The sequence below is a fragment of the Polaribacter sp. Hel1_85 genome, from assembly GCF_000766795.1.
Lineage (GTDB): Bacteria > Bacteroidota > Bacteroidia > Flavobacteriales > Flavobacteriaceae > Polaribacter.
Genome location: NZ_JPDS01000002.1, coordinates 1,437,744 through 1,460,000 on the forward strand (window position 1 = coordinate 1,437,744; position 22,257 = coordinate 1,460,000).

The window sequence follows — 22,257 nt, forward strand, 5'->3', positions numbered from 1 at the left end:
AAATTATTTATCAAAGACATGAACTCTATTCTTTAACTCATTTCTGTTATTCACATTAATCTTAGTGTAAATATTTCTAATGTGATATTTAACTGTGTTTTTAGAAATAAAAAGCAGCTCACTAATTTGATTATTTGTTAGTCCTTCGCAAATGGCTTTTAAAATATCAAGCTCTCTTAATGTAAGTGGTTTTGATGATAAATTATTTTCTTTTAAAAGAGTATGATATGGGATTGTTAAAGTGAGTGATTTTCTGTTATTAATTCCACCATTAGAGTTCTGAATAGTACTTTGTAAAAAAGCAATTGTGTTTATGTTTTTTTCATTTTGATTTTTCATTCTAAAGGTTAATGCAAAGGTGAATACAAACATATCCAACCAACTAGCAATTTTTATAATCAACATTTCGCCATTGACTTCCCAAAGGCCAAATGGAAAGCCTATCATAAAAAAAACAGCTAAAGGGATTAATAATAAGTAACCTAAAACATAAAACTTAGCGTAAGGTATTTGTTTTAAATAATAAATGCCAAATAGCCATAAAATGGGTAAAAGTGTTATTCCAAAAGCATCACCAATAGCAGCAATAGTGAAATTATTTGTAGCAAAATAAAAGATGTAAAAAATTGTAATTCCAATAGGAAATATATAGAGTAGTTTGGTTTTGAATTTATGTCTAGAATTAAGGTTTAAAAATTTAATTGAGAACAGCATAAACCAAATTGCTGCAGATAGGTGAATTAAAAACTCTATTTTAAAATAAAATGTATTGCTTCTAAATAGATGTACCAATGAGCCATCATATAATAAAAAAATGAACATTAATGAAGAAAGAAAAAGAAGGTAGTACAGGTAGTTTTCATCTTTAAATTTAATATAGAAGAATAAGTTTAGAAGTATAATTACGATACATGTTCCGTAATAAAAACTGTTTAGTACTTGTTTGTTTGATGTAAAAGTGACAAATTCTTTTTCAGAAATAATTTTTAATGGAAAATTAGCTTCTTTTGGGAAATTTACTTTTAGATATAAGGTTGATTTCTGTTTAGCGTTAATTTTAAACGCTGGAAACTTATAATTTACAGGGAGTTGTTCTCTTTTTATATTATTCCCTGTTGATGAAATGTAATTTAATGTATTGTGTTTATATTCATAAATATCAATTTTAGCAATATTATGTGTTGGTATAAAGGCGATAAAATTTTTATATTCTGTTGATTTATTAATAACTAATCGAAACCAATACTCACCATTTACAACACCAAAACTGTTACTTTTTGGCATCGTTTTAAACTCTTTAAAAGTAATAGTCTTTTCTGAGTCTGAGTTTGTTGTTCTGTGATATAATATTGTATAATCAATTAAGTTTTTATCTTCTTCTTGTATGTAACTAAAGCTTTCGGCATTAAATTTAAGAGAATAAAAAAAGCATAATATAACTATAAATAGATTTAATTTAACAGGCTTAATCAATACTGGGGAATTAAATTAATTTTATAAAAATATATATTCTGGAGTTTTATTAAAAATCAAAAATTTAAAGTATTCCGATTCTTAAAATGAAAATATATTATCCTCCTAGTTAAATGATTTTTCATGAGATTTTGTTAGTTGATTTACTGTAAAAGTAATAATAATATAACAAAATTGTTAAAAAATAACGAAATTAGGTATTAATACGCGTTTTTGTCATCCTGTCATTACCAAACAAATCTTTCTTAAGTTCAATGTTTTTAAATCCTTTTTGGTTTAACATTTCTTTAGTCTCTTTTCCTAAATATTGATTGATTTCAAAAAATAAAAGCCCATTTTTAGCAAGATATGTTTTGGCTAAGTCTGCAATTTTTGAATAAAAAATTAAAGGATTTTCATCATCAACAAACAATGCTAAATGTGGTTCGTTTTCTAATACATTATTTTTAATTTCAACCTTTTCTAATTCTCTAACATAGGGAGGATTTGAAACAATAATATCATATTGTTGAGGTAACTTTTCAGCAACCAAAATATCCATTTCTAAAAATGAAATATCTACATTGTTTAAAATTGCATTTTGTTTGGCAGTTTTTAATGCTTCAGAAGAAACATCAATTGTAGAAACAGTAACGTTTTTTAAATTTTTAGCTAAAGAAATAGGGATACAACCAGTTCCTGTTCCTATATCAAGAATAGAAAGAGATTTCTCCTTATTCTTTGTCGAAATGACATCCGTATTAAACTTTACTACTTTATCACTTTGCCTCTTTGTAACTTCTTGAATAATCCACTCAACCAATTCTTCAGTTTCTGGTCTTGGAATTAATGTATTCTTATTTACTTTAAACGGCAATCCATAAAATTCAGTTTCACCTAAAATATATTGTAAAGGTTCTTCTTTTTGAAGTCTATTAATAATGCTTTTTAATTCTAATAAAACTGTTTCATTAATAAGAAAATCTGGTTTTAAAACAGTGTCAATTCTTTGTAAGTTTAGTTTATCTTCTATCAACAAAAAAAAGAAAGAATCAATCTCTGTTTTTGGATAGATATCTGATAATTCATCAGAAAAAAAAGTTTTAAATTCTTTTAAAATCATAATTCTTTTATCATCCAAACATTACAGGAATAATGCCCCGTGTTTCCCATTGGTTTATCAAGATTTGCAAAACCATTCTTTTTGTATAAAGCTCTTGCAGCTTCCATATAAGGCATGGTCTCTAAATAACAATTTTCGAAACCTAAAGTTTTTGCTTTTTCTAAACAAGTTTTTATCAATTTAGATCCTAAACCTTTGCCTCTAGCTATTGGCAGAAAATACATTTTTTGAAGTTCGCAAGTAGTTCCTTTAAAATTATCTAATTGAGCAATTCCTGCTCCACCAACAATTTTGTTTTTATGTTCTACAACAAAATAAAATGATGTTGGTTTGTCAAAATTTTCGAACATTTTATCAGTGGCTTTATCTTCATAAGCAGTTCCTGTTTTAGGAGCACCCATTTCTAAAATAACCTCTCTAACTACAATTGCTAATTGTTCATTGTCTTCTGGTTTTATTTCTCTAATGATAAAATCTTGATTTGTCATTTAATACTGTATTTTTGCATGAGCAATTTACTTATTTTTTTAATTATTTTAGATGAAAAACTTTTTATATTTTACCATAATAATTTTCGTTATTTCTAGCTGTTCAGTAAATAAACAACCCGTATTTGTTAATGTTGATAACGTAAAAGTTACTTCTTTTAAAGGAGATACTATTCGTTTAAAAGCAGAAGCTTTTTTTAAAAACCCAAATGATGTTGGTGGCAAAATTTCTACAGATGAAATTAAGGTAATTGTAAATGGAGCAGAGGTTGCACAAGTATCTTCAAAAGAATTTAAGGTGCCTGCAAGAAAAGATTTTACAATTCCTTTAAATGTGGTAATACCAGCAAGAAAAGTGTTTGAAAATAACAAAAATGGAATTTTAGGAGGATTGTTAAACTCTGTTTTAAATAAATCTATTAAAGTACAATTTATAGGAGATATAAAGTACAAGGTTTTTGGGTATTCTAGTGTTTATCCTGTTGATCAAATTCAGGAAATTAAATTTTAATTTTTAGCTATCAATCACGAAACTTACATAAAACGCTGTTTACAAATTGCCAAAAACGGAATTGGATTTGCACGCCCAAATCCTTCTGTAGGAGCAGTTGTTGTTCATCAAAATAAAATTATTGGTGAAGGATTTACAGCTGCTTATGGTGGAAATCATGCAGAAGTAAATGCTATAAACGCTGTAAAAGATACATCGCTTTTAAAAGAAGCAACAATATATGTAACTCTTGAACCTTGTTCTCATTTTGGAAAAACACCACCTTGTGCAGATTTAATTGTAAAACATCAACTAAAAAATGTTGTTATTGGATGTGTAGATTCTAATAGTTTGGTTGCTGGTAAAGGAATTGAGCGTTTAGAAAAAGCAGGAATTAATGTAACTGTTGGTGTTTTGGAAGATGAATGCAGAGAACATCACAAACGTTTTTTTACTGTTCAAGATAAAAAAAGACTTTATATTATACTAAAATGGGCAGAAACTAAAGATGGTTTTGTTGCTCCATTAACTAAAGATGAGCAGAAACCAGTTTGGATTTCTAATCAATATTCTCAACAATTGGTACATAAATGGAGAAGTGAAGAACACGCCATTTTAGTGGGGACAAATACAGTAATTGCAGATAATCCTAAATTGAATGTAAGAAGTTGGTCTGGACAGAATCCGATTAGAATTGTTTTAGATAGAACTTTAAGATTATCTAATAATTTAAGTGTTTTTGACGGAAGTGTAAAAACAATTTTTATTACAGAAAAGCAAGAATGTCAGTTCGAGCGCAGTCGAGAACTAATTTTTGAATCTATTAATTTTTCAAAAAACATAGCAAGTCAAATTTGCGAAGTTCTAATGAAACATCAAATTCAATCTGTTATTATTGAAGGAGGATCAAAAACTTTACAAACATTTATTGACGAAAACTTGTGGGATGAAGCTCGAGTTTTTGTTGGTGAAACAGAACTTAAAGAAGGAATTAAAGCACCTAAATTTAATAAAGTAATTAAAGAAGAAATAAACATCAAAACAGATGTTTTAAAAATATATACAAATGATTAAAAACATCATTTTCGATTTTGGCGATATTTTTATCAACCTAGATAAACCAGCAACATTAAGAGAAATGGCAAAATTAGGTGTTACAGAAATTTCTGATGAAATGGTTGCTGTGTATCATCAATATGAAAAAGGACTAATGTCAACAGATACGTTTATCAAATTTTATCATGAAAAATTCGGAACTAAAAACGAAGATTTAATTTTTGCTTGGAACTCTATTTTATTAGATTTCCCAAAAAAACGTTTAGAGTTTTTAAAAGAATTAGCTGCTAGTAAAAAATACAGATTGTTTTTATTAAGCAATACAAATGATTTGCATATTTCTTGGGTGATAAATAATTGGGGAGTAAAATTGTACAATGAGTTTAAAAACAATTTTGAGCAATTTTATTTATCTCACGAAATTAATTTTAGAAAACCAGATTCAGAAATTTACAAGTTTGTTTTAAATGAAAATGATTTAATTGCGGGCGAAACTTTATTTGTAGATGATTTAAAAGAAAATACAGATTCTGCAAATTCAATAGGAATTCATACTTGGAATTTAATTCCAGGGCAAGAAGATGTTACTCAATTATTCACCAAAAAAGAAATTCAATTTTGATTTATTTACTATTAAGCATTCTTTTTGCAACAGGTTTATTTGTTATTTTTAAATACTTTGGTATTTATAAAGTAGACATTTTAAAGGCGATTTTTATCAATTATATAGTAGCTTTTATAATTGGATTTGCTTTAGCAGAAAAAAGTATTGCTATTACAGAAATTCATCAACAACCTTGGGCTTTGGGAGCTGCAGTTTTAGGGGCGTTATTTGTTTCAATCTTTTTTGTGATGGCAAAAACTGCTCAAAATAACGGAGTTTCAGTTGCTTCGGTTGCAGGTAAAATGTCTGTTGTAATACCTATTTTATTTGGTGTATTATTGTATAATGAATCAGTAACTCCTTTAAAAGTAGCAGGAATTGTAATTGCATTAGTTGCAGTTTATTTAGCATCTGTAAAAGAAGAAAAAAGTAATTTAGAGAAAGCAGGATTGTTATTTCCAATTTTACTTTTCTTTGGTTCTGGCGCAATAGATACAACGCTGAAATATGTTGAGGTTAATTTCGTGCCTAAAGAAGAAGTTTCTATTTTTTCTGGTAGTTTATTTGGTTTTGCAGCCATTTTTGGCTTCATTGTTTTAGCAATTAAAACCATCAAGAAAAGAGAAGCATTTGGATTAAAAAATATTGTTGCAGGTATTGTTTTGGGAGTTCCTAATTACTTTTCAATTGTGTTTTTAATAAAAGCTTTGCAAACAGAAGGTTTCGAAAGTTCTACACTTTTTACAGTAAATAATGTAGGTGTTGTAATCGTTTCTACATTGGTAGGTTTGTTGTTGTTTAAAGAACATTTTAGTACAAAAAACAAAATAGGTGTCGCATTAGCAATTGTAGGAATCATATTAGTAACTATTGCGTAATATGTTAGAAGATGTTTATAAAACTATCGAAAAGCCTTCAAAAGAAACACTTTTTAAAGAAAAAGGAAGTAAATTTTTTGGATATGCTTTTCCTGTTTTGTCTGAAGATGATGTAAAAACTTTTTTGGATGATTTGAAAAAGAAACATCATTCTGCTCGCCATTGGTGTTATGCGTATCAATTAGGCATTGAAAAAACAAGATTTAGAGCAAATGATGATGGTGAGCCAAGTAATTCTGCAGGAATGCCAATTTACGGTCAAATACAGTCTTTTGAAGTTACCAATGTTTTAGTAGTTTCTGTAAGATATTTTGGCGGAACAAAATTAGGCGTTGGCGGTTTAATCTCTGCGTATAAAACTTCAGCACAATTAGCATTAGAAGCATCAGATATTTTAGAAAAAACAATTAATATTCAGTATAAATTAATTTTTAATTATGATATGATGAATGCTGTGCAAAGAATTGTGAAAGAAAAACAATTAGAGATTGTCAATCAAAAATTAGAAATGAATTGCGAGTATATTATTTCTGTACGAAAAAAAGATGCGGATTCAATTTTTAGTATTTTTGAGAACTTATATAAAGTAGAAATTAAAGCTTTAGATTAAACTTAGAACATGTTATACGTCAAATTCAAAATAAATGAAACCGAAAAATTTAACGATTTTAAAAAATTGTACAATCATTTAGTTGCTGTAAGACAACCTGATTTTGATTTTGGAAATGAGGAGCCAGATTTTGATTGGAATAGCATGAGTCAAAAAGAAATGGAAGAAGCGTTTATAAAAATAGATGAAGCTTCTGATAAAGTTGCATTAGAACTAGAGAGATGTCAAAATACGATTCCAGAGTATGCAACTTCATTTTTAAAAAAATATCTTAAAATTGATAATGACAAATTAGGACAATTAGGAACCCAAAAAGTATTATCAATATTTAATTACTTAGAATTTGGTTTCGAAGTAGATTTTAATCACCTTGAAATAAATGCTACAAATGGAATTATAGAATTTTCTACAGGTAATTTTCCTTTTGGAGGTTTAGAGCGTTTTTTTATCACATTAAAAGCCTTTAATATGATTCCTACAGAATGTTTCGATGGTTTTTCTGTGAATGAAATTCAATGGGAATCTGATTTTGAATATGATTTTGTTGAATTGAAAAATGAAACAGAAGCTTATATTCAAAAATTTAAAAGTTGATAAAAGGGGAGTTTTGTTAATTAATACCCTAAACTTTTCAATAAATAATCAGGACAACGTGTTGGTTTCATTGTTTTACTATTCATAAAAGCCAAAGTTGTATTTCCTGTACAAATTAATTCATCATTTTGGTTTACAATTTCATAATCAAACTCAATTTTAACCATAGGCTTTTTTTTAAGAATTGTTTTAATCGTTAAAACGTCATCATATAAGGCTGATTTTATAAAATTACAATTTAAAGAAATAACAGGAAGCATTATTCCGCTGATTTCCATATCTTTGTATGTGACTCCTAAAGAACGTAACCATTCTGTACGTCCTAATTCGAAAAATTGAGCGTAATTTCCATGATAGACAACGCCCATTTGATCGGTTTCTGAATATCGAATTCTAGTTTTTGTTGATGAATTTTTCAATAGTAGTGAACAATTAGATTTATGGTATTTTACGTAAAAAATAATTAATAATCAATAGCAAATTGATTTTTTTATCCTGTTTTTTATTCACACTTTTGTATAGCTTTAAAAAAAGGAATAGAAAGTCCATTTTTAACCTAATATATTAACCTAATAATTCACTTAAATTAATGACTGTAACTGCTGACTCAGTTTGGAATGAATGTTTGTCTTTTATAAAGGACAATATCAAACCACAAGCTTTTAAAACTTGGTTCGAACCAATAAAGCCAGTAAAACTTTCAGGAGAAGCATTAACAATTCAGGTGCCAAGTAAATTTTTTTATGAATGGTTAGAAGAACACTATATTAAATTATTACGTGTTGCATTAGTAAGACAATTAGGAAATGATGCCAAATTGATTTACGATGTGAAAATGGAAAACAATTATAGCAGTAACAGACCGCAAATTGTTAAAATACCTAGTTCTAATAGAGATCCTTTAAAACCTCAAAGAGTTACAATTCCTTTAGAATCTAATAAAAGAGAATTAAGAAATCCGTTTGTAATTCCAGGATTACAAAAAGTAAAAATTGAATCTCAATTAAATCCTAATTATAGTTTTGTAAACTTTATTGAAGGAGATTCTAATAGGTTAGCACGTTCTGCAGGTATGGCAGTTGCTAATAAGCCTGGAGGAACCTCTTTTAATCCACTATTAGTTTATGGTGGAGTAGGTTTAGGTAAAACACATTTAGCACACGCTATTGGTGTTGATATCAAAGATAAATATCCAGACAAAACAGTTTTATATATTTCTTCAGAAAAATTTACACAACAGTTTATAGATTCAGTAAAATCGAATACTAGAAATGATTTTATTCATTTTTATCAAATGATTGATGTGTTAATTATTGATGATGTTCAATTCTTATCAGGTAAAGCTGGTACACAAGATGTATTCTTCCATATTTTTAACCATTTACATCAAAATGGAAAACAGGTAATTTTAACTTCGGATAAAGCGCCTGTAGACATGCAAGATATAGAACAACGTTTATTATCTCGTTTTAAATGGGGATTATCTGCTGAGTTACAAGCACCAGATTACGAAACTAGAATTTCTATCTTGCAAAACAAATTGTACAGAGATGGTGTAGAAATGCCAGAAGAAATTGTAGAATATATTGCTAAGAATATAAAATCTAACGTTAGAGAATTAGAAGGTGTTATTATTTCGATGATTGCCCAAGCTTCTTTTAACAGAAGAGAATTTTCTATAGAACTAGCAAAACAGATTGTAGATAAGTTTGTAAAAAATACGAAGAAAGAAGTTTCTATAGATTACATTCAGAAAGAAGTATCTAAATATTTTGATATGGATGTGGCAACTTTACAATCTAAAACTCGTAAACGTCATATTGTGCAAGCAAGACAATTGGCTATGTTTTTTGCTAAAAGATTAACTAAAACTTCATTAGCAAGTATTGGTAATCAAATTGGTCAAAGAGATCATGCAACTGTGTTACACGCTTGTAAAACTGTAGACAACTTAACAGAAACTGACAAACAGTTTAGAAAGTACGTTGACGATTTAACAAAAAAGTTGACTTTCTAGAAACTACATTTTTCAGAAAACTTATTGATTTTACACACTTAAACTTTTTAAGAGAAGAATAGTTTCTTATTTTTAACAAAATTATTTTATGAAAAAAGTATTGATGGTCTGTTTAGGGAATATTTGTCGTTCTCCCTTAGCAGAAGGAATATTACAGTCTAAAGTTGATTCTGAAACTGTTTTTGTGGATTCTGCAGGAACTGCTGCTTATCATATTGGTAAAAAGCCAGACGAACGTTCTATTGATGTTGCAGCTAAATATGGTTTAAATATTAATAAGCAAAGAGCTAGGATATTTGAAGTTAGGGATTTTGATATTTTTGATATTATTTATGCAATGGATGAAAATAATTATCAAAATATACTTTTGTTAGCAAGAGATGAAGAAGATATTCAAAAAGTAAAAATGATTTTAAATGAATCAAATCCTAATGAGAACTTAAGTGTTCCAGATCCATATTATGGAGGAAATCAAGGATTTGAGAATGTATATAAAATGTTAGATGAAGCTTGCGATTTCATCACTAAAAAATTATAAAAATGATTGGTAAACTCTATTTAATTCCCACTACTTTAGGTGAAACTGAACCTTTAGAAGTAATGCCTTTATCAGTTAAAAAAGTAGTTGAAGAGATAGATTATTATATTGTTGAAAACGAAAAATCTGCAAGAAGGTTTATCAAAAAAATTTCACCAAAAAAATCACAACCCTCTTTACAGTTAATGTTATTAGATAAATATGCTGAAGAGATTGAAACTGCTAAATATTTAGATGTTTGTAAAGAAGGAATAAATGTTGGTTTATTGTCTGAAGCTGGGGTTCCTGCAATTGCAGATCCTGGCGCAAGTATTGTTAAACTTGCACACGAAAACAATATTAGAGTGATTCCTTTAGTGGGGCCAAGTTCTATTATAATGGCAATGATGAGCTCTGGAATGAATGGGCAAAACTTTGCATTTAATGGATATTTGCCAATTGATAAATCTGATAGAAAAAAAGCGATTAAAGATTTAGAGAAATTATCAAAAGATAAAAATCAATCTCAAATTTTTATAGAAACACCTTATCGTAACGAAAAAATGTTTGCAGATTTAAAAGCTGCATTAACACCAACAACTAACTTATGTATTGCTGCAGATATAACTTTGCCAACAGAATACATTAAAACAATGACAGTAAAAGATTGGAAACATCAACAGCCAGATTTACATAAAAAACCAGCCATTTTTATTATACACAAGTAATTAAACGGTTGCGAATCTATTTGCCTTAATAATTGAAACATCATAACCTTCAAATTTCTTTAAGTAAGATTGAATAGTTGCTCCATAAGCATCTGCAAATCGAATTGCACCATTACTTCGTAAGAATTTTTTAACGTTTCCAGCACCACTTAAATGAGCAGCTGCTAAAATTCCTGATTCTGTAATTTTTACACCGTTTATAGTTTTACCAACAGAACGCTGAATGTCTTTTCTTAAAATCCATTTATTTACTTTACATAAAGCGATAAAAGCTTTTTCTTGTAATTCTGGATTATTTAAAAAGGCTTGCGTGTTGTAAATTTTAAATCTTTGCAAAGTTGTTCTTCCAAATTGATATTTTCCTAAATAACCTAAAGTATTTACAGCTGTATATTTTCCTTGAGATTCTTTAAAAGCCAAAGCTTCTTTAAAACCGACAAAGTCTTTTTGTAAATACGGAATGTTATAATCAATGAATTTTGGAAAAGTAACTTTGTTATGAGTACCTATTTTTTTATCAATAGTAGTTGCGTTGATAAATCCTAAAAATACGATACTTAAAAATAAAAACTTTTTGATAAATTAAATCTTTCTGTTTTGCACTGCAAAGTTATAATCATTTTTTAAATATACTGATTACCAATGTATTAAATTTTATCAGAAATACAGATAATGAAATTTTAAACCACCTTTAGTATTAAATTCTATAGTTGGTGCAGGTATTTTTATGAAGTTTACAACAGAAAAGACAGATTTTAAGAATTCCGAATTTGTCTTAATTTTTGTCAAATCTAGGTCTAAACTCAAGTAGAATTGTCTGTAAGGATTCTGTAGCATTGCGTTTCCGGTGTTTGAGTTTCCATAAAGCATTCCATCTGCTCCATAACCTAAAGCAAGATTTAACCATTTTGGAAAGCTACTTTTCTTGTTAAAAGACCAAATATTGGCAGAAAGCCAATAAGTTTGTCCATTATAATCTTTTAAAGCTTGTTGTAAATAATTTTCTCCTAAAGTATTGGGTCTTTGTTTTGCAAAATCTGTTTGATGAAATGAGTATTTTACTGTGATTCTTTGTTCGTTCCATAGTAATTCTTGTCCAACTAATAAGCCAGTTCCAGCTGCGTTTGCAAGAATATCACCAGGAGAAGCTCCCCATTCATCAGAAAAACCATCTAAAACTTCAACAGCAGTTAAAAAAGCAAAACCATAAGTTGCTCCGTAAATTAATTGGTTTTTCTTAGAAACTCCTGCCCAATCTAAAACTTCCATTCCTACTTTACCAACATAATAAGAAGTCATAAAATGACCAATCTTATCCATTTGTTTCCAGTCATTATTATCATTCTTAAAATGAAAACCAGAACGAGGATAATCTTTATACCAAAGTTGATTCAAAGCAATTAAAGCACCTCCAGCCATTACACTTTCTGTAATCGCGATTGCATTTCTTCTTTTGGGATTTAAAGTATCAGATTTTTTATAAAATGAAGATGTTTGTGTAAAAGCAGAAATAGAAAATAAAGTAATAGCTAAAAGAAAATACTTTCTAATCATTATCTATTTATTCGTTGTTTATTAAGCCATTGGTGATATTTTGCTGCATTTCTATTGTGTTGTGATAAAGATTTAGCAAAAGCATGATAACCTAATTTATCAACATTTACACACATATAATAATAATTGTGCTTTTCTGCGTTTAAAACACCATCTATTGCAGAAATATCTGGCATTGCAATTAAAGTAGGAGGCAAGCCTCTATTTTTATAAGTATTATAAGGAGATTTAATTTCTAAATCTGCCGTTAAAACTCTTTTAACAACATAATCTTGTCCTTTTTTTTCTTTGATACAATATATAATTGTTGGATCTGCTTGTAAAGGCCAACCTTTTTTTAATCTATTTAAATACAAACCTGCAACAATTGGTCTTTCAATTTTTTTGGCAGTTTCTTTTTGTACGATTGAAGCTAAAGTTATGACTTCACTTTTAGATAAATTTAAGGCTTTTGCTTTAGTTAATCTGCTTTCATTCCAAAAACGATTGTATTCTCTAAAAATTTTATCTCTAAACTTTTCAGCAGAAGTGGTCCAATAAAACTGATAACTATTAGGTATAAAAATTTGTAAAACAGATTTTTCGGTCAAATTGATTTTTGATAAAAAATCCTTGTCTTTAAAAGAATTTAAAAGAGAAACTGAATCTGTTTCTAATTGTTGACTAATTCTGCCTGCTAATTTCTCTAAAGTATCCTGATTGTTAAAGGATAATTTTATAGGAGTTTGATTTCCGCTTCTTAAAATGTTAACAAGGTCATTGTTAGACATGCCTTGTTTTAAAATATACCTTCCACGTTTAGGTTTAGAAAAATTCTTTTTTGCAGCAACTAACAAAAATGTATTAGGATGTTTTGAGAAATTTTCTAATTTTTCTTTAATATCCATTAAATTATCTGTAGATTTTACAAAAAGTTCACTGTCTTTTGTAATAGTAGTGCCAAATATTTTTTGATAATAATTGTAGCCAATAATTCCACAACCTAAAAGAATTGTAGCGATAACTGCGTATATAAATTTTTTACTCAAAGTATTTTAATTTTTTAGAATTGCAAAATTAGTCTTTTATCAATTGAAATAAAATTTCATCTTTAAATTTTCCTTCGGATAAAATCCAATCTTTTTTGATGCCTACCTTCTTGAAATTATGTTTTGTAAAAAGTGAAATGCTTTTAGAATTGTCTGAAGTAATATTTGCAAATAATTGATGTAAATCTAAAATAGAAAAAGAATAATTAATTAAAAGTGATAATGCTTCAGTAGCAAAACCATTTTGTTGAAAATCAGGATGAATTAAAATACCAATTCCTGCTCTTTTATGAGAAGGGTTAAAATCAAACAAATCAATCATACCAATTTGTTTTTTTGTTGATTTTTCTTCAATTAACAAACGTAATTGTTTTGCTTCAAAAATATCTAAATGCGTATTTTCTAAATATTGTTTCAAAATATATTTAGAAAACGGAGTTTGAGTATGACTTACTTCCCAAAATGCTTCATTGTTTTCTATTTGATATAGAAAATCTAAATCTTCAGGTTCTAAAGCGCGCAAGTTTATTTTTTGACCACATAGGCTCATAGAAATCATAGTTTAATTTGGTAATTCTCTAAAAAAATCATTTATAAGAGTCTTTTGGCCCTCTTTAAAAATATTCAGGCAATTAAAGTTTACTAAAATTCCTTTTCGAGCTTTTAATAAATGCATATACGTTAGTAACTGTGCTTCAAATATAGGTTGAATTTCTTTTACGGATTTTAATTCAACAACTAAACAATCTTCAATAAGTAAATCTGCTCTTAATTTTGCTTCTATTTTTTTACTTCTGTACGTAATAGGAACCTCTAGTTCTGATAAAAAAGAAATTCCTTCATATTTTAACTCTTCAATTAAACACTGATGATAGACACTTTCTAATAAACCTGGTCCTAATTCTTTATGAACATTTATACAGCATCCTAAAAAAGAATAAGTAATATCATTTAAGTATTGTTTTGTTATTTTTATAGTTTTTCTCACAATTTAGTGAAAAATATAAAAACCTATGATTTCTATGTGCCTACGTGGTCAATTTATTTAATATTTAAGAATTATAGAGATATTTTTCCACTAAAAACAAAAGTAGCAGATCCTTTTAAAAATACATTTGTATAAACACCATTTTCTTCAGTAAAGGAAACTTCTAAATTTCCACCTTCTACAGGTAATGAAATTAAGTTGCTATCTGTTTTTTTAGTTTTATGCATTGCAATGGCAACAGCTGTAACTCCCGTTCCACAAGCTAAAGTTTCATTTTCAACACCTTTTTCATAGGTTCTAACCCTAAAAGTAGTATCATCAATTTGTTCAACAAAATTTACATTACTTCCAGGTTCACAATAAGAATATCTAATTTCTTTTCCTTTTTCAAAAACAGGAAAAACATCTAAACTGTCTACCAATTCAACATGATGTTGAGTGCCTGTATAAGCAAAAACAGAGTTTTCTTGAACTTTAATTTCATCAACATCTATCATTTTTAATGAAACAATTCCATTTTCTATCGTTGCTAAATGTTCTCCATCAACAGCAATAAACTTCGTTTCAGAACCAATAATTTCTAAATATTTCGCAAAAGCAACTGCACATCTGCCTCCGTTTCCGCAGAAAGTCTGACTACCATCTGCATTAAAGTAAATCATTTTAAAATCGTAATTAGCATCATTTTCAATTATAATAACGCCATCAGCACCAACACCAAAATTTCTATCACAAAGTTTAGAAATAATAGCGATGTTTTCTTTTGGAAAAGTTTTTGATCTGTTGTCTATCATCACAAAATCGTTTCCTGTTCCTTGATATTTATAAAAGTCTAAATTCATTAGCGCAAATATAAGTATTATATGAGTAAAAAAGGATTGTTAAAAACCGGTTAAAATCCGTTAAAATGAAGTTAAACAGATTTTTTGAAAATGTTAATATTGTATATTTGAGTATTAAAAAATGAAGAACATGAAGAAATTTTTAAGCTTATTAGGAATGGCAATCTTAGGAGGTGCCATAACATTAGGAGGATACAAAATTCTTTTTAATGAAAATGTTATTGTTGAAAGAACAATTACCCAACCAATAAAAACGGTTACAGCAAATTACAACCCTGTATTAGATAAAATTAATACGGTTACTAACTCTATAGATTTAACAGTAGCTGCAGAAAATACTATACATGCAGTAGTGCATGTTAAAAATACAGCAGTTAGAACACAATCTAATCCTATGGATATTTTCTTTGGAAACGGAAATGGGACCAGAAAATTTGAACAAGTTGGAACAGGAAGTGGTGTGATAATTTCTCAAGATGGATATATTGTTACCAATAATCATGTGATTGATGCTGCTACAGAAATTGAAATTACTTTAAATAATAGACAAAAGTATAAAGCTGAATTAATTGGAACAGATAAAGACAATGATATTGCTTTGTTAAAAATAGATGCAGATTTAGATTTACCTTATATTCCATTTGCAAATTCAGACAATATTAAAATAGGTGAATGGGTTTTGGCTGTTGGTAATCCTTATAACTTAACATCAACCGTAACTGCAGGTATTGTAAGTGCTAAAGGTAGAGATTTGGAAGGGAATTCTGCTATTGATTCTTTTATACAAACAGATGCAGCCGTAAATCCTGGAAATAGTGGAGGAGCTTTGGTAAATACGCGTGGCGAATTAGTTGGTATTAATACAGCTATTACATCTAAAACAGGTTCTTTTATTGGGTATTCATTTGCTGTACCTTCTAACATTACAAAAAAAGTAATTGATGATTTATTAGAATTTGGAGCTGTACAAGAAGCAATTTTAGGAATCAATATAGATCAAAGAGAAGCTGATATTGATGGAGTAAAAATTGCAGGTGTAAGTGATAAAGGTGGTGCAGAAAAAGGGGGGTTAAAAACAGGAGATGTTATTAAAAAAGTGAATAATGTTAAGATTTCTAAATTCTCTGAGTTAAGAGGACAATTAACTGCAAAAAGACCTGGAGATTTTGTAGATATTACTGTAGATAGAGATGGAGAAGTTTTAACCAAAAGTGTAAAACTAAGCAAAAAAGACTCTTATGTTTCAAATAGTTTAAATGTTGTTTTAAAAGATTTAGACAAAAAAGAAATGAAAAAATTTGATATTACTGGAGGAGCAAAAATAATTACAAATCAAAATAAAAATTTAATTTACTATGGTGTTAAACAAGGTTATATCATTACTAAAATTAATAAAAAACCAGTTTTAAATGCCAGTGAAGCTGTTAAAGAAATAGATGCATCTTTTGGTTCTGGAAACCCTATTTATTTAGAAGTTATTAATTTAGAAGGAGAAAGAGAGCGTTATGCTTTTAGATAGAAAATAATAAATATTATAATTGAAAATCCTGATAAATTATCAGGATTTTTTTATTTACGAAAATTTAACGAAATCGATTTCGTATATTCGAAAAAAGAAATACTTTTGCAGCAAATTTTTAAATTAGTTACACAACTATGTCAACAAACTTAAATTACGAAGAAGAAGTTTTAATACAAGCTCAAAACAGAAGAGCTACTGTAGAATTTATTACAATTGTTAACGATTTATGGTATGATAAATCAATAGAATTAGTCCTTTTTAGAAATCCTTTAGTGGATAAAAGAGCAAGTGAGGTTTTAAATTTAATAAGCTACGCAAAAGAATTTGTTAGCAAACCCATTTCAATTCAAGATGCGCTAGATATTGCAAAAGCAATTCAACAAATAGACTTGCCATCATCAAAATTAGATATCGGAAAATTGGCTTATGAATGTCATTTAAACCCTAAAAAAGGAGCAGACAAAGTAGCTTTTGTAAAAAACAAATTAAAAGGAGCAACAGAATCAAAAGACATTCAGCCAAAAGATGTTGTTTTATATGGATTTGGTAGAATTGGTCGTTTATTGGCTAGAGAACTCATGTCTAAAATGGGTAAAGGATCTCAATTGCGTTTAAGAGCCATTGTAACTCGTGGAGAAATTAATGAAACTGTATTAGAAAAAAGAGCTTCTCTATTAAGTATAGATTCTGTGCATGGAAATTTTTTAGGAACTGTAGAAACTGATGCTGAACATAATGCTTTAATCATAAATGGAACAACTGTTCATATGATTTCTGCCAATAATCCAGAAGATATAGATTATACAAAATACGGAATTAAAGACGCTTTAATAATTGATAATACAGGTGCTTTTAGAGATGATGTTGCTTTAAGTAGACATTTAAAAGCAAAAGGAGCAAGTAAAGTTTTATTAACTGCACCAGGAAAAGGTATTCCAAATATTGTGCATGGTGTAAATCACAAAAAATACAACCCAGATTCTGTAGATATTTTTTCTGCAGCTTCTTGTACAACAAATGCAATTACACCGGTTTTAAAAGTTTTAGAAGACAATTTCGGAATTAAAAAAGGGCATTTAGAAACGATTCATGCGTACACAAATGACCAGAATTTGGTAGATAATATGCATAGTAAATATAGAAGAGGAAGGGCTGCAGCTTTAAATATGGTAATTACAGAAACAGGCGCAGGTGCAGCAGTTTCTAAAGCAATTCCGGCTTTAAAAGGTAAATTAACTTCCAATGCAATTAGAGTTCCTGTTCCTAATGGATCTTTGGCAATTTTAAATTTGCAGTTAAATACAATAGTTTCTAAAGAAAGTATCAATTCAATTATAAAAAAATACGCTTTAGAAGGTGATTTGGTTGAGCAAATTAAATATTCTTTAGACAATGAGTTGGTTTCTTCAGATATTATAGGTTCTACTGCACCATCAATTTTTGACAGTAAAGCAACAATTGTAGACAAAGAAACTATTGTAATTTATATTTGGTATGATAATGAATATGGCTATTCTCATCAAGTAATGCGTTTAGCAAAACATATCGCAAAAGTAAGAAGATATACATATTATTAATAAATTTATTATTGCAAGGCACGCAGCAATTTTAAATTAACCCAAAGCAATAATTTGTTTTGGGTTTTATTTTTTTTGAAGCTATTTCCTGCTTTCCACTATATCTTTTTATGCTTAATTTACTTCAGCATCTGCTTCTTTTATCAAAATCATTTTTATAATTTAACTGAAACTAAAACAAGTTAAGCATAAAAAGGATGCCGTTTCAATCAGGGCTAAACTAGTTTGCCAATTTCTTAGTAATAATTCTATTTCAGTTCTTTAAGTTTTACTATTTTTATAAAAATTTTTCTTTAGAAAATAGTATACAAATTCAATGACAATTCAGCAAAAAATAGAATCGATTCGAGAAGAGTTACGTCAACATAATTATAATTATTATGTGTTAGATAATGCAACAATTTCAGATTTTGACTTTGATATCAAGCTAAAAGAATTAGAAAAACTAGAAGCAGAAAATCCTGAGTTTTTTGATGCAAACTCACCAACACAGAGAGTAGGAGGAGAAATTACCAAAAATTTTGAAACGGTTACTCATAAAAACAGAATGTATTCTTTAAGTAATTCCTATTCTAAAGAAGATTTGTTAGATTGGGAAAAACGCATTCAAAAAATGTTAGGAACAGAAGACATAGAATATACTTGCGAACTTAAATACGATGGAGCTTCTATAAACCTTACGTATGAGAATAATCAATTTGTAAGAGCTGTAACTAGAGGAGATGGTTTCCAAGGCGATGATGTAACTGCAAACATTAAAACAATACGTTCAATACCTTTAATAATAAAAGGAGACTTTATTTCAGATTTTGAAATACGAGGAGAAATTATTTTACCTTTAGAAGGGTTTAATAAAATGAACGAAGAACGTATTGATATTGGAGAAGAGCCATATAAAAACCCAAGAAACACAGCAAGTGGAAGTTTAAAATTACAAGATAGTTCAGAAGTAGCAAAACGTCCTTTAGACTGTTTGTTGTATCATTTGGTTACAGATAGTAGAAAATACAAAACACATTTTGAGAGTTTAGATAATGCAAGAAAAGTTGGGTTTAAAATCCCAGAAACATTTCAAATTACAAAAACAATTGATGATGTTTTTGAGTTTATAACTTCTTGGGATAAAAAACGCCATAATTTACCTTATGAAACAGATGGGGTTGTAGTAAAAGTCAATAATTTGCAACAACAAGAAGAATTAGGTTTTACAGCAAAAGCACCTCGTTGGGCAATTGCTTATAAATTTAAAGCAGAACAAGTTTCAACAGTTTTAAATGAAATCACATATCAAGTTGGTAGAACAGGCGCAATAACTCCTGTTGCAAATTTAGAACCTGTACAATTAGCAGGTACAACTGTAAAAAGAGCTTCGCTTCATAATGCAGATCAAATAGAAAAATTGGATATTAGAGTAGGAGATACCGTTTTTGTGGAAAAAGGCGGAGAAATTATTCCTAAAATTATTGCAGTAGATTTTACAAAACGTCCAGCAGATTCAAAACCTACAGTTTATGCAACTAATTGTCCTGAATGTAATACAGAATTGGTAAGAACAGAAGGTGATGCAAAACATTATTGCCCAAATGAGTTTGGATGTGCTCCACAAATAACGGGTCGAATTCAACATTTTATTAGTAGAAAAGCAATGGATATTGATGGTTTAGGAGGAGAAACTGTAGATTTATTGCGTAAAGAGGGATTAATTCAAAATTATGCAGATTTATATGATTTAACTGTTGAGCAAGTAACTCCATTAGAAAGAATGGCAGAAAAATCTGCTCAAAATATGATTATTGGAATTGAAAAATCAAAAAAAATTCCATTCGAAAAAGTATTATTTGCTTTAGGAATCCGTTTTGTAGGAGAAACAGTAGCTAAAAAACTGGCTAAGCATTTTAAATCAATTGATAATTTAATGACTGCAACTTTTGATGAATTAATAAATGTTGATGAAATTGGAGATAGAATAGCGCAGAGTATTCTCGATTTTTCTTCCGATTTAGGGAATATTCAACTAATAAACCGATTAAAATCTTACGGAGTTCAATTAGAAGTTTCCGCAGAAAGTTTAGAAAATCAAACTGACAAACTAGAAGGACAAATATTTGTGGTTTCAGGTGTTTTTCATCAAATGAGTAGAAACGAATTGAAGAAAGCAATAGAAGATAATGGTGGTAAAGTCAGTTCATCCATTTCTAAAAAGACAACTTTTATTGTTGCTGGTGATAATATGGGGCCATCAAAATTGGCAAAAGCAGAAACTTTAGGAATAGAAATTATTTCCGAACAAGATTTTATAGATAAAATAAATTAGTTTTTTTTATGGATAAATTTAATGTTTCGGTTAAAGATTATGTTTTTATAGATTTTAATTTAAGTAGAATTACTTTTTGGTTTAAAGGTATCCCTAAAGACACTCACTTCACATTAGCCTTTAATAAAAATAGTGATTACATAAATTTTCATATTACAAGACACATACCTGCTAATGATATAAAAAATAATCCTAAAATTGAAATAGTAAGAATAGAAAAGAAATCAATAGAATTGTTAGAGTATGATATTGCTTTTATTTTTTTTAATTTATTTTTTTCTGAAATTGAAATTAAAAATTACGAATCTAATAGCTTTATGTTTATTTCAAGTAAAGATAAAGAATCAGATGATTTGTCTATAGCATTTTTAAAAAAGATAAAACCTTTTTTTAGTCTAAAGCAAAAATCGAGGTTTAAATTACAAGGTGATATAAAAGTGAAAATTAAAAGTTTATTAGAAGAAACAGAATTAAGATCTTTTTATAATAACAAAAAAAAATAACTTCACAAAGCATAGAAATTGTTGATAGTGGTTTTCTAATTAATAAAAAAGATGATTCTATTGCTGTATTAAAGATAAAAGATAAATGGTTTAAATTCAATGATGAATTAAATTATAAAGCATCTGATTTCTTAATACCAATTTTTGGTTTGGAAAATTCAGGTAAAATAATTTCTAGAGTTGAAATGTCTTTAAAAACTATTAGTAATTTAAATTCATTAAATGAGTGTGAATCACATAATATAGAATCAATAATTTTAAAACTCAATGATGATTTCAGAAGTAAGTTTGATTAAAAAAAAGTATTAATTTTAGGCTTTTTAAAATCATAAAACAATAAATCTATGTTTTTCTAATGTGCCTATGTGGTAAAACTAAAAATACTTTGGTATTTAATTTATAGTCATTTACAGAAACCAATAAAACAATGTTTTTCTATTATACCTATATGGTAAATAAAATAAAAAATTGAAAAAAATACTCTACATATATATAATAACAATTTCATGTATCACTTTTTCACAAAAGAGAGAAGTAGATTCTTTACCTATTAATATAGACGATTATGTTTTTGTAAAACCAGGAGATACTTTAACAGTAAACCTTAATGAGTTTTCATTATTACCAAAACACAAGTTCAAATCTAGAAACGATATTCGTTATTATTTATGGTTTCGTAGAAAAGTTTTCAAAGCCTATCCATATGCACAATTGGCTTCTAAAAGGTTAGATTCTTTAAATGTTCGATTAGAAAGAATTCAATCAAAAAGCAAAAGAAGAGCGTATACAAAATTAGTTCAAAACTACATAGAAGGTGAGTTTACAGATCAAATTAAGAAAATGACAACTACAGAGGGGCGCATTCTTATAAAATTGATTCACCGTCAAACAGGAAAAACTGCATTTAAAAACATTAAGGTTTTAAGAAGTGGTTGGAAAGCCTTTTGGTATAATACAACGGCAAATGTTTTTAAGCTTTCATTAAAAACAGAATACCATCCAGAATCAGATAATGAGGATTTTTTAATAGAAGATGTTTTACAACGCGCTTTTCAAGACGATAAACTCAAAGCTCAAACATCAAAGTTAACTTTCGATTTTGATGAAATCATTGCAAAGCGAAAAGCAGAAGTTAATGTAGAGGTTTACAAAGCAATGTTTGCAAAAATTAGAAAAAAGAATAAACGTAAAAAGAAGAAGTAGTTTTCTTCGTGTGTTCCTTTTTTTTAGTTCAGTATTCATTTCAGGATTTCATTATATAATAAGGTATTCATAATTAAATAATGTTATTTCAAAAAAAAAAGGTCGGGCTTTCCACTATATCTTTTTATGCAAAATAGCTTGTAAAAAGGTTTATTCACACCATAATACT

At 28.2% G+C, this 22,257-nt stretch carries 24 protein-coding genes; 14 read left to right on the forward strand and 10 right to left on the reverse strand.

Annotation, left to right across the window (positions count from 1 at the left end; genetic code table 11):
* Positions 1-3 precede the first annotated feature (3 nt).
* From PHEL85_RS13575 to PHEL85_RS13585, 3 genes are all read right to left on the reverse strand, one after another.
* The gene (locus PHEL85_RS13575; RefSeq protein WP_036825941.1) at positions 4-1,473 is read right to left on the reverse strand and encodes a LuxR C-terminal-related transcriptional regulator; all 1,470 of its coding nucleotides are present in this window, start codon (positions 1,471-1,473) and stop codon (positions 4-6) included.
* 193 nt (positions 1,474-1,666) lie between these two features.
* Positions 1,667-2,575, reverse strand: coding sequence for a peptide chain release factor N(5)-glutamine methyltransferase (gene prmC / locus PHEL85_RS13580; protein WP_156109218.1), 909 nt, complete (start codon positions 2,573-2,575; stop codon positions 1,667-1,669).
* Positions 2,572-3,063: a GNAT family N-acetyltransferase gene (locus tag PHEL85_RS13585; protein WP_036825946.1), complete on the reverse strand. Its 492-nt coding sequence runs from the start codon at positions 3,061-3,063 to the stop codon at positions 2,572-2,574. The genes prmC and PHEL85_RS13585 overlap by 4 nt, the downstream gene beginning before the upstream one ends.
* A gap of 52 nt (positions 3,064-3,115) precedes the next feature.
* Here PHEL85_RS13585 and PHEL85_RS13590 point away from each other — a divergent pair, with 52 nt between their 5' ends.
* The 6 genes from PHEL85_RS13590 to PHEL85_RS13615 are packed head-to-tail and all read left to right on the forward strand — an operon-like array spanning position 3,116 to position 7,295.
* Entirely contained in the window at positions 3,116-3,574 is a 459-nt protein-coding gene (locus PHEL85_RS13590) for an LEA type 2 family protein (RefSeq protein ID WP_036825948.1), read from the forward strand.
* A gap of 9 nt (positions 3,575-3,583) precedes the next feature.
* Positions 3,584-4,627, forward strand: coding sequence for a bifunctional diaminohydroxyphosphoribosylaminopyrimidine deaminase/5-amino-6-(5-phosphoribosylamino)uracil reductase RibD (gene ribD, locus PHEL85_RS13595; protein ID WP_036825950.1), 1,044 nt, complete (start codon positions 3,584-3,586; stop codon positions 4,625-4,627).
* Positions 4,620-5,231 carry an HAD-IA family hydrolase gene (locus tag PHEL85_RS13600; protein ID WP_036825953.1) on the forward strand — a complete coding sequence of 204 codons (612 nt, stop codon included), beginning with the start codon at positions 4,620-4,622 and terminating at the stop codon, positions 5,229-5,231. Before ribD ends, PHEL85_RS13600 begins: the two co-directional genes overlap by 8 nt.
* On the forward strand, positions 5,228-6,091 hold the full coding sequence (locus PHEL85_RS13605; RefSeq protein ID WP_036825955.1) for an EamA family transporter: 864 nt from the start codon (positions 5,228-5,230) through the stop codon (positions 6,089-6,091). Before PHEL85_RS13600 ends, PHEL85_RS13605 begins: the two co-directional genes overlap by 4 nt.
* Position 6,092: 1 nt before the next feature.
* Positions 6,093-6,701: an IMPACT family protein gene (locus PHEL85_RS13610; RefSeq protein WP_036825958.1), complete on the forward strand. Its 609-nt coding sequence runs from the start codon at positions 6,093-6,095 to the stop codon at positions 6,699-6,701.
* Between the two features lie 9 nt (positions 6,702-6,710).
* Positions 6,711-7,295: a hypothetical protein gene (locus tag PHEL85_RS13615; protein ID WP_036825961.1), complete on the forward strand. Its 585-nt coding sequence runs from the start codon at positions 6,711-6,713 to the stop codon at positions 7,293-7,295.
* Positions 7,296-7,315: 20 nt separating this feature from the next.
* On the opposite strand, the gene PHEL85_RS13620 is transcribed toward PHEL85_RS13615, so the two are convergent.
* Positions 7,316-7,714 (reverse strand): acyl-CoA thioesterase, encoded by a 399-nt coding sequence (locus PHEL85_RS13620; RefSeq protein WP_036825963.1) that lies wholly within the window; start codon positions 7,712-7,714, stop codon positions 7,316-7,318.
* Between the two features lie 170 nt (positions 7,715-7,884).
* On the opposite strand from PHEL85_RS13620, the gene dnaA reads away from it, so the two are divergent.
* The 3 genes from dnaA (at position 7,885) to PHEL85_RS13635 (ending at position 10,557) form a co-directional block, all read left to right on the forward strand.
* A complete protein-coding gene (gene dnaA / locus PHEL85_RS13625) occupies positions 7,885-9,312 on the forward strand; it encodes a chromosomal replication initiator protein DnaA (protein WP_036825966.1) in 1,428 nt (475 codons plus the stop codon).
* A gap of 88 nt (positions 9,313-9,400) precedes the next feature.
* Entirely contained in the window at positions 9,401-9,850 is a 450-nt protein-coding gene (locus PHEL85_RS13630; RefSeq protein WP_036825968.1) for a low molecular weight protein-tyrosine-phosphatase, read from the forward strand.
* A gap of 2 nt (positions 9,851-9,852) precedes the next feature.
* The gene (locus PHEL85_RS13635) at positions 9,853-10,557 is read left to right on the forward strand and encodes an SAM-dependent methyltransferase (protein WP_036825970.1); all 705 of its coding nucleotides are present in this window, start codon (positions 9,853-9,855) and stop codon (positions 10,555-10,557) included.
* Here the strand turns inward: PHEL85_RS13635 and PHEL85_RS13640 are convergent, their stop codons facing one another.
* The 6 genes from PHEL85_RS13640 to dapF all read right to left on the reverse strand — a co-directional run bounded on the left by PHEL85_RS13640 (position 10,558) and on the right by dapF (position 14,969).
* Entirely contained in the window at positions 10,558-11,094 is a 537-nt protein-coding gene (locus tag PHEL85_RS13640; RefSeq protein WP_410477253.1) for a peptidoglycan-binding protein LysM, read from the reverse strand.
* Positions 11,095-11,214: 120 nt separating this feature from the next.
* Positions 11,215-12,111, reverse strand: coding sequence for a DUF2279 domain-containing protein (locus tag PHEL85_RS13645; protein WP_036825973.1), 897 nt, complete (start codon positions 12,109-12,111; stop codon positions 11,215-11,217).
* Positions 12,111-13,139, reverse strand: a complete 1,029-nt coding sequence (mltG, locus tag PHEL85_RS13650; RefSeq protein ID WP_036825974.1) for an endolytic transglycosylase MltG — start codon at positions 13,137-13,139, stop codon at positions 12,111-12,113. The genes PHEL85_RS13645 and mltG overlap by 1 nt, the downstream gene beginning before the upstream one ends.
* A gap of 28 nt (positions 13,140-13,167) precedes the next feature.
* Complete coding sequence (locus PHEL85_RS13655; protein ID WP_036826404.1) at positions 13,168-13,689, reverse strand: GNAT family N-acetyltransferase; 522 nt, start codon at positions 13,687-13,689, stop codon at positions 13,168-13,170.
* 12 nt (positions 13,690-13,701) lie between these two features.
* Positions 13,702-14,127, reverse strand: coding sequence for a GxxExxY protein (locus PHEL85_RS13660; RefSeq protein WP_235318280.1), 426 nt, complete (start codon positions 14,125-14,127; stop codon positions 13,702-13,704).
* A 71-nt stretch (positions 14,128-14,198) separates the two neighbouring features.
* The gene (gene dapF / locus PHEL85_RS13665; protein WP_036825975.1) at positions 14,199-14,969 is read right to left on the reverse strand and encodes a diaminopimelate epimerase; all 771 of its coding nucleotides are present in this window, start codon (positions 14,967-14,969) and stop codon (positions 14,199-14,201) included.
* A gap of 130 nt (positions 14,970-15,099) precedes the next feature.
* On the opposite strand from dapF, the gene PHEL85_RS13670 reads away from it, so the two are divergent.
* The 5 genes from PHEL85_RS13670 to PHEL85_RS13690 all read left to right on the forward strand — a co-directional run bounded on the left by PHEL85_RS13670 (position 15,100) and on the right by PHEL85_RS13690 (position 22,088).
* Positions 15,100-16,488 (forward strand): trypsin-like peptidase domain-containing protein, encoded by a 1,389-nt coding sequence (locus tag PHEL85_RS13670; protein WP_036825979.1) that lies wholly within the window; start codon positions 15,100-15,102, stop codon positions 16,486-16,488.
* A gap of 137 nt (positions 16,489-16,625) precedes the next feature.
* Positions 16,626-18,068, forward strand: a complete 1,443-nt coding sequence (locus PHEL85_RS13675; protein WP_036825982.1) for a glyceraldehyde-3-phosphate dehydrogenase — start codon at positions 16,626-16,628, stop codon at positions 18,066-18,068.
* A 316-nt stretch (positions 18,069-18,384) separates the two neighbouring features.
* Positions 18,385-20,382, forward strand: coding sequence for an NAD-dependent DNA ligase LigA (gene ligA / locus PHEL85_RS13680; protein ID WP_036825985.1), 1,998 nt, complete (start codon positions 18,385-18,387; stop codon positions 20,380-20,382).
* A gap of 8 nt (positions 20,383-20,390) precedes the next feature.
* A complete protein-coding gene (locus PHEL85_RS13685) occupies positions 20,391-20,885 on the forward strand; it encodes a hypothetical protein (protein WP_036825987.1) in 495 nt (164 codons plus the stop codon).
* Between the two features lie 468 nt (positions 20,886-21,353).
* A complete protein-coding gene (locus PHEL85_RS13690; RefSeq protein ID WP_156109220.1) occupies positions 21,354-22,088 on the forward strand; it encodes a DUF4294 domain-containing protein in 735 nt (244 codons plus the stop codon).
* Positions 22,089-22,257 lie beyond the last annotated feature (169 nt).

Bases quoted from the DNA above. Each gene is read 5' to 3' on its own strand.
- PHEL85_RS13590 (WP_036825948.1), top strand. From the start codon at position 3,116: ATGAAAAACTTTTTATATTTTACCATAATAATTTTCGTTATTTCTAGC.
- dapF (WP_036825975.1), bottom strand. From the start codon at position 14,969: ATGAATTTAGACTTTTATAAATATCAAGGAACAGGAAACGATTTTGTG.
- PHEL85_RS13655 (WP_036826404.1), bottom strand. From the start codon at position 13,689: ATGAGCCTATGTGGTCAAAAAATAAACTTGCGCGCTTTAGAACCTGAA.
- PHEL85_RS13630 (WP_036825968.1), top strand. From the start codon at position 9,401: ATGAAAAAAGTATTGATGGTCTGTTTAGGGAATATTTGTCGTTCTCCC.
- PHEL85_RS13670 (WP_036825979.1), top strand. From the start codon at position 15,100: ATGAAGAAATTTTTAAGCTTATTAGGAATGGCAATCTTAGGAGGTGCC.
- ligA (WP_036825985.1), top strand. From the start codon at position 18,385: ATGACAATTCAGCAAAAAATAGAATCGATTCGAGAAGAGTTACGTCAA.
- PHEL85_RS13685 (WP_036825987.1), top strand. From the start codon at position 20,391: ATGGATAAATTTAATGTTTCGGTTAAAGATTATGTTTTTATAGATTTT.
- prmC (WP_156109218.1), bottom strand. From the start codon at position 2,575: ATGATTTTAAAAGAATTTAAAACTTTTTTTTCTGATGAATTATCAGAT.
- PHEL85_RS13610 (WP_036825958.1), top strand. From the start codon at position 6,093: ATGTTAGAAGATGTTTATAAAACTATCGAAAAGCCTTCAAAAGAAACA.
- PHEL85_RS13615 (WP_036825961.1), top strand. From the start codon at position 6,711: ATGTTATACGTCAAATTCAAAATAAATGAAACCGAAAAATTTAACGAT.
- PHEL85_RS13600 (WP_036825953.1), top strand. From the start codon at position 4,620: ATGATTAAAAACATCATTTTCGATTTTGGCGATATTTTTATCAACCTA.
- PHEL85_RS13675 (WP_036825982.1), top strand. From the start codon at position 16,626: ATGTCAACAAACTTAAATTACGAAGAAGAAGTTTTAATACAAGCTCAA.
- dnaA (WP_036825966.1), top strand. From the start codon at position 7,885: ATGACTGTAACTGCTGACTCAGTTTGGAATGAATGTTTGTCTTTTATA.
- PHEL85_RS13635 (WP_036825970.1), top strand. From the start codon at position 9,853: ATGATTGGTAAACTCTATTTAATTCCCACTACTTTAGGTGAAACTGAA.
- PHEL85_RS13585 (WP_036825946.1), bottom strand. From the start codon at position 3,063: ATGACAAATCAAGATTTTATCATTAGAGAAATAAAACCAGAAGACAAT.
- PHEL85_RS13645 (WP_036825973.1), bottom strand. From the start codon at position 12,111: ATGATTAGAAAGTATTTTCTTTTAGCTATTACTTTATTTTCTATTTCT.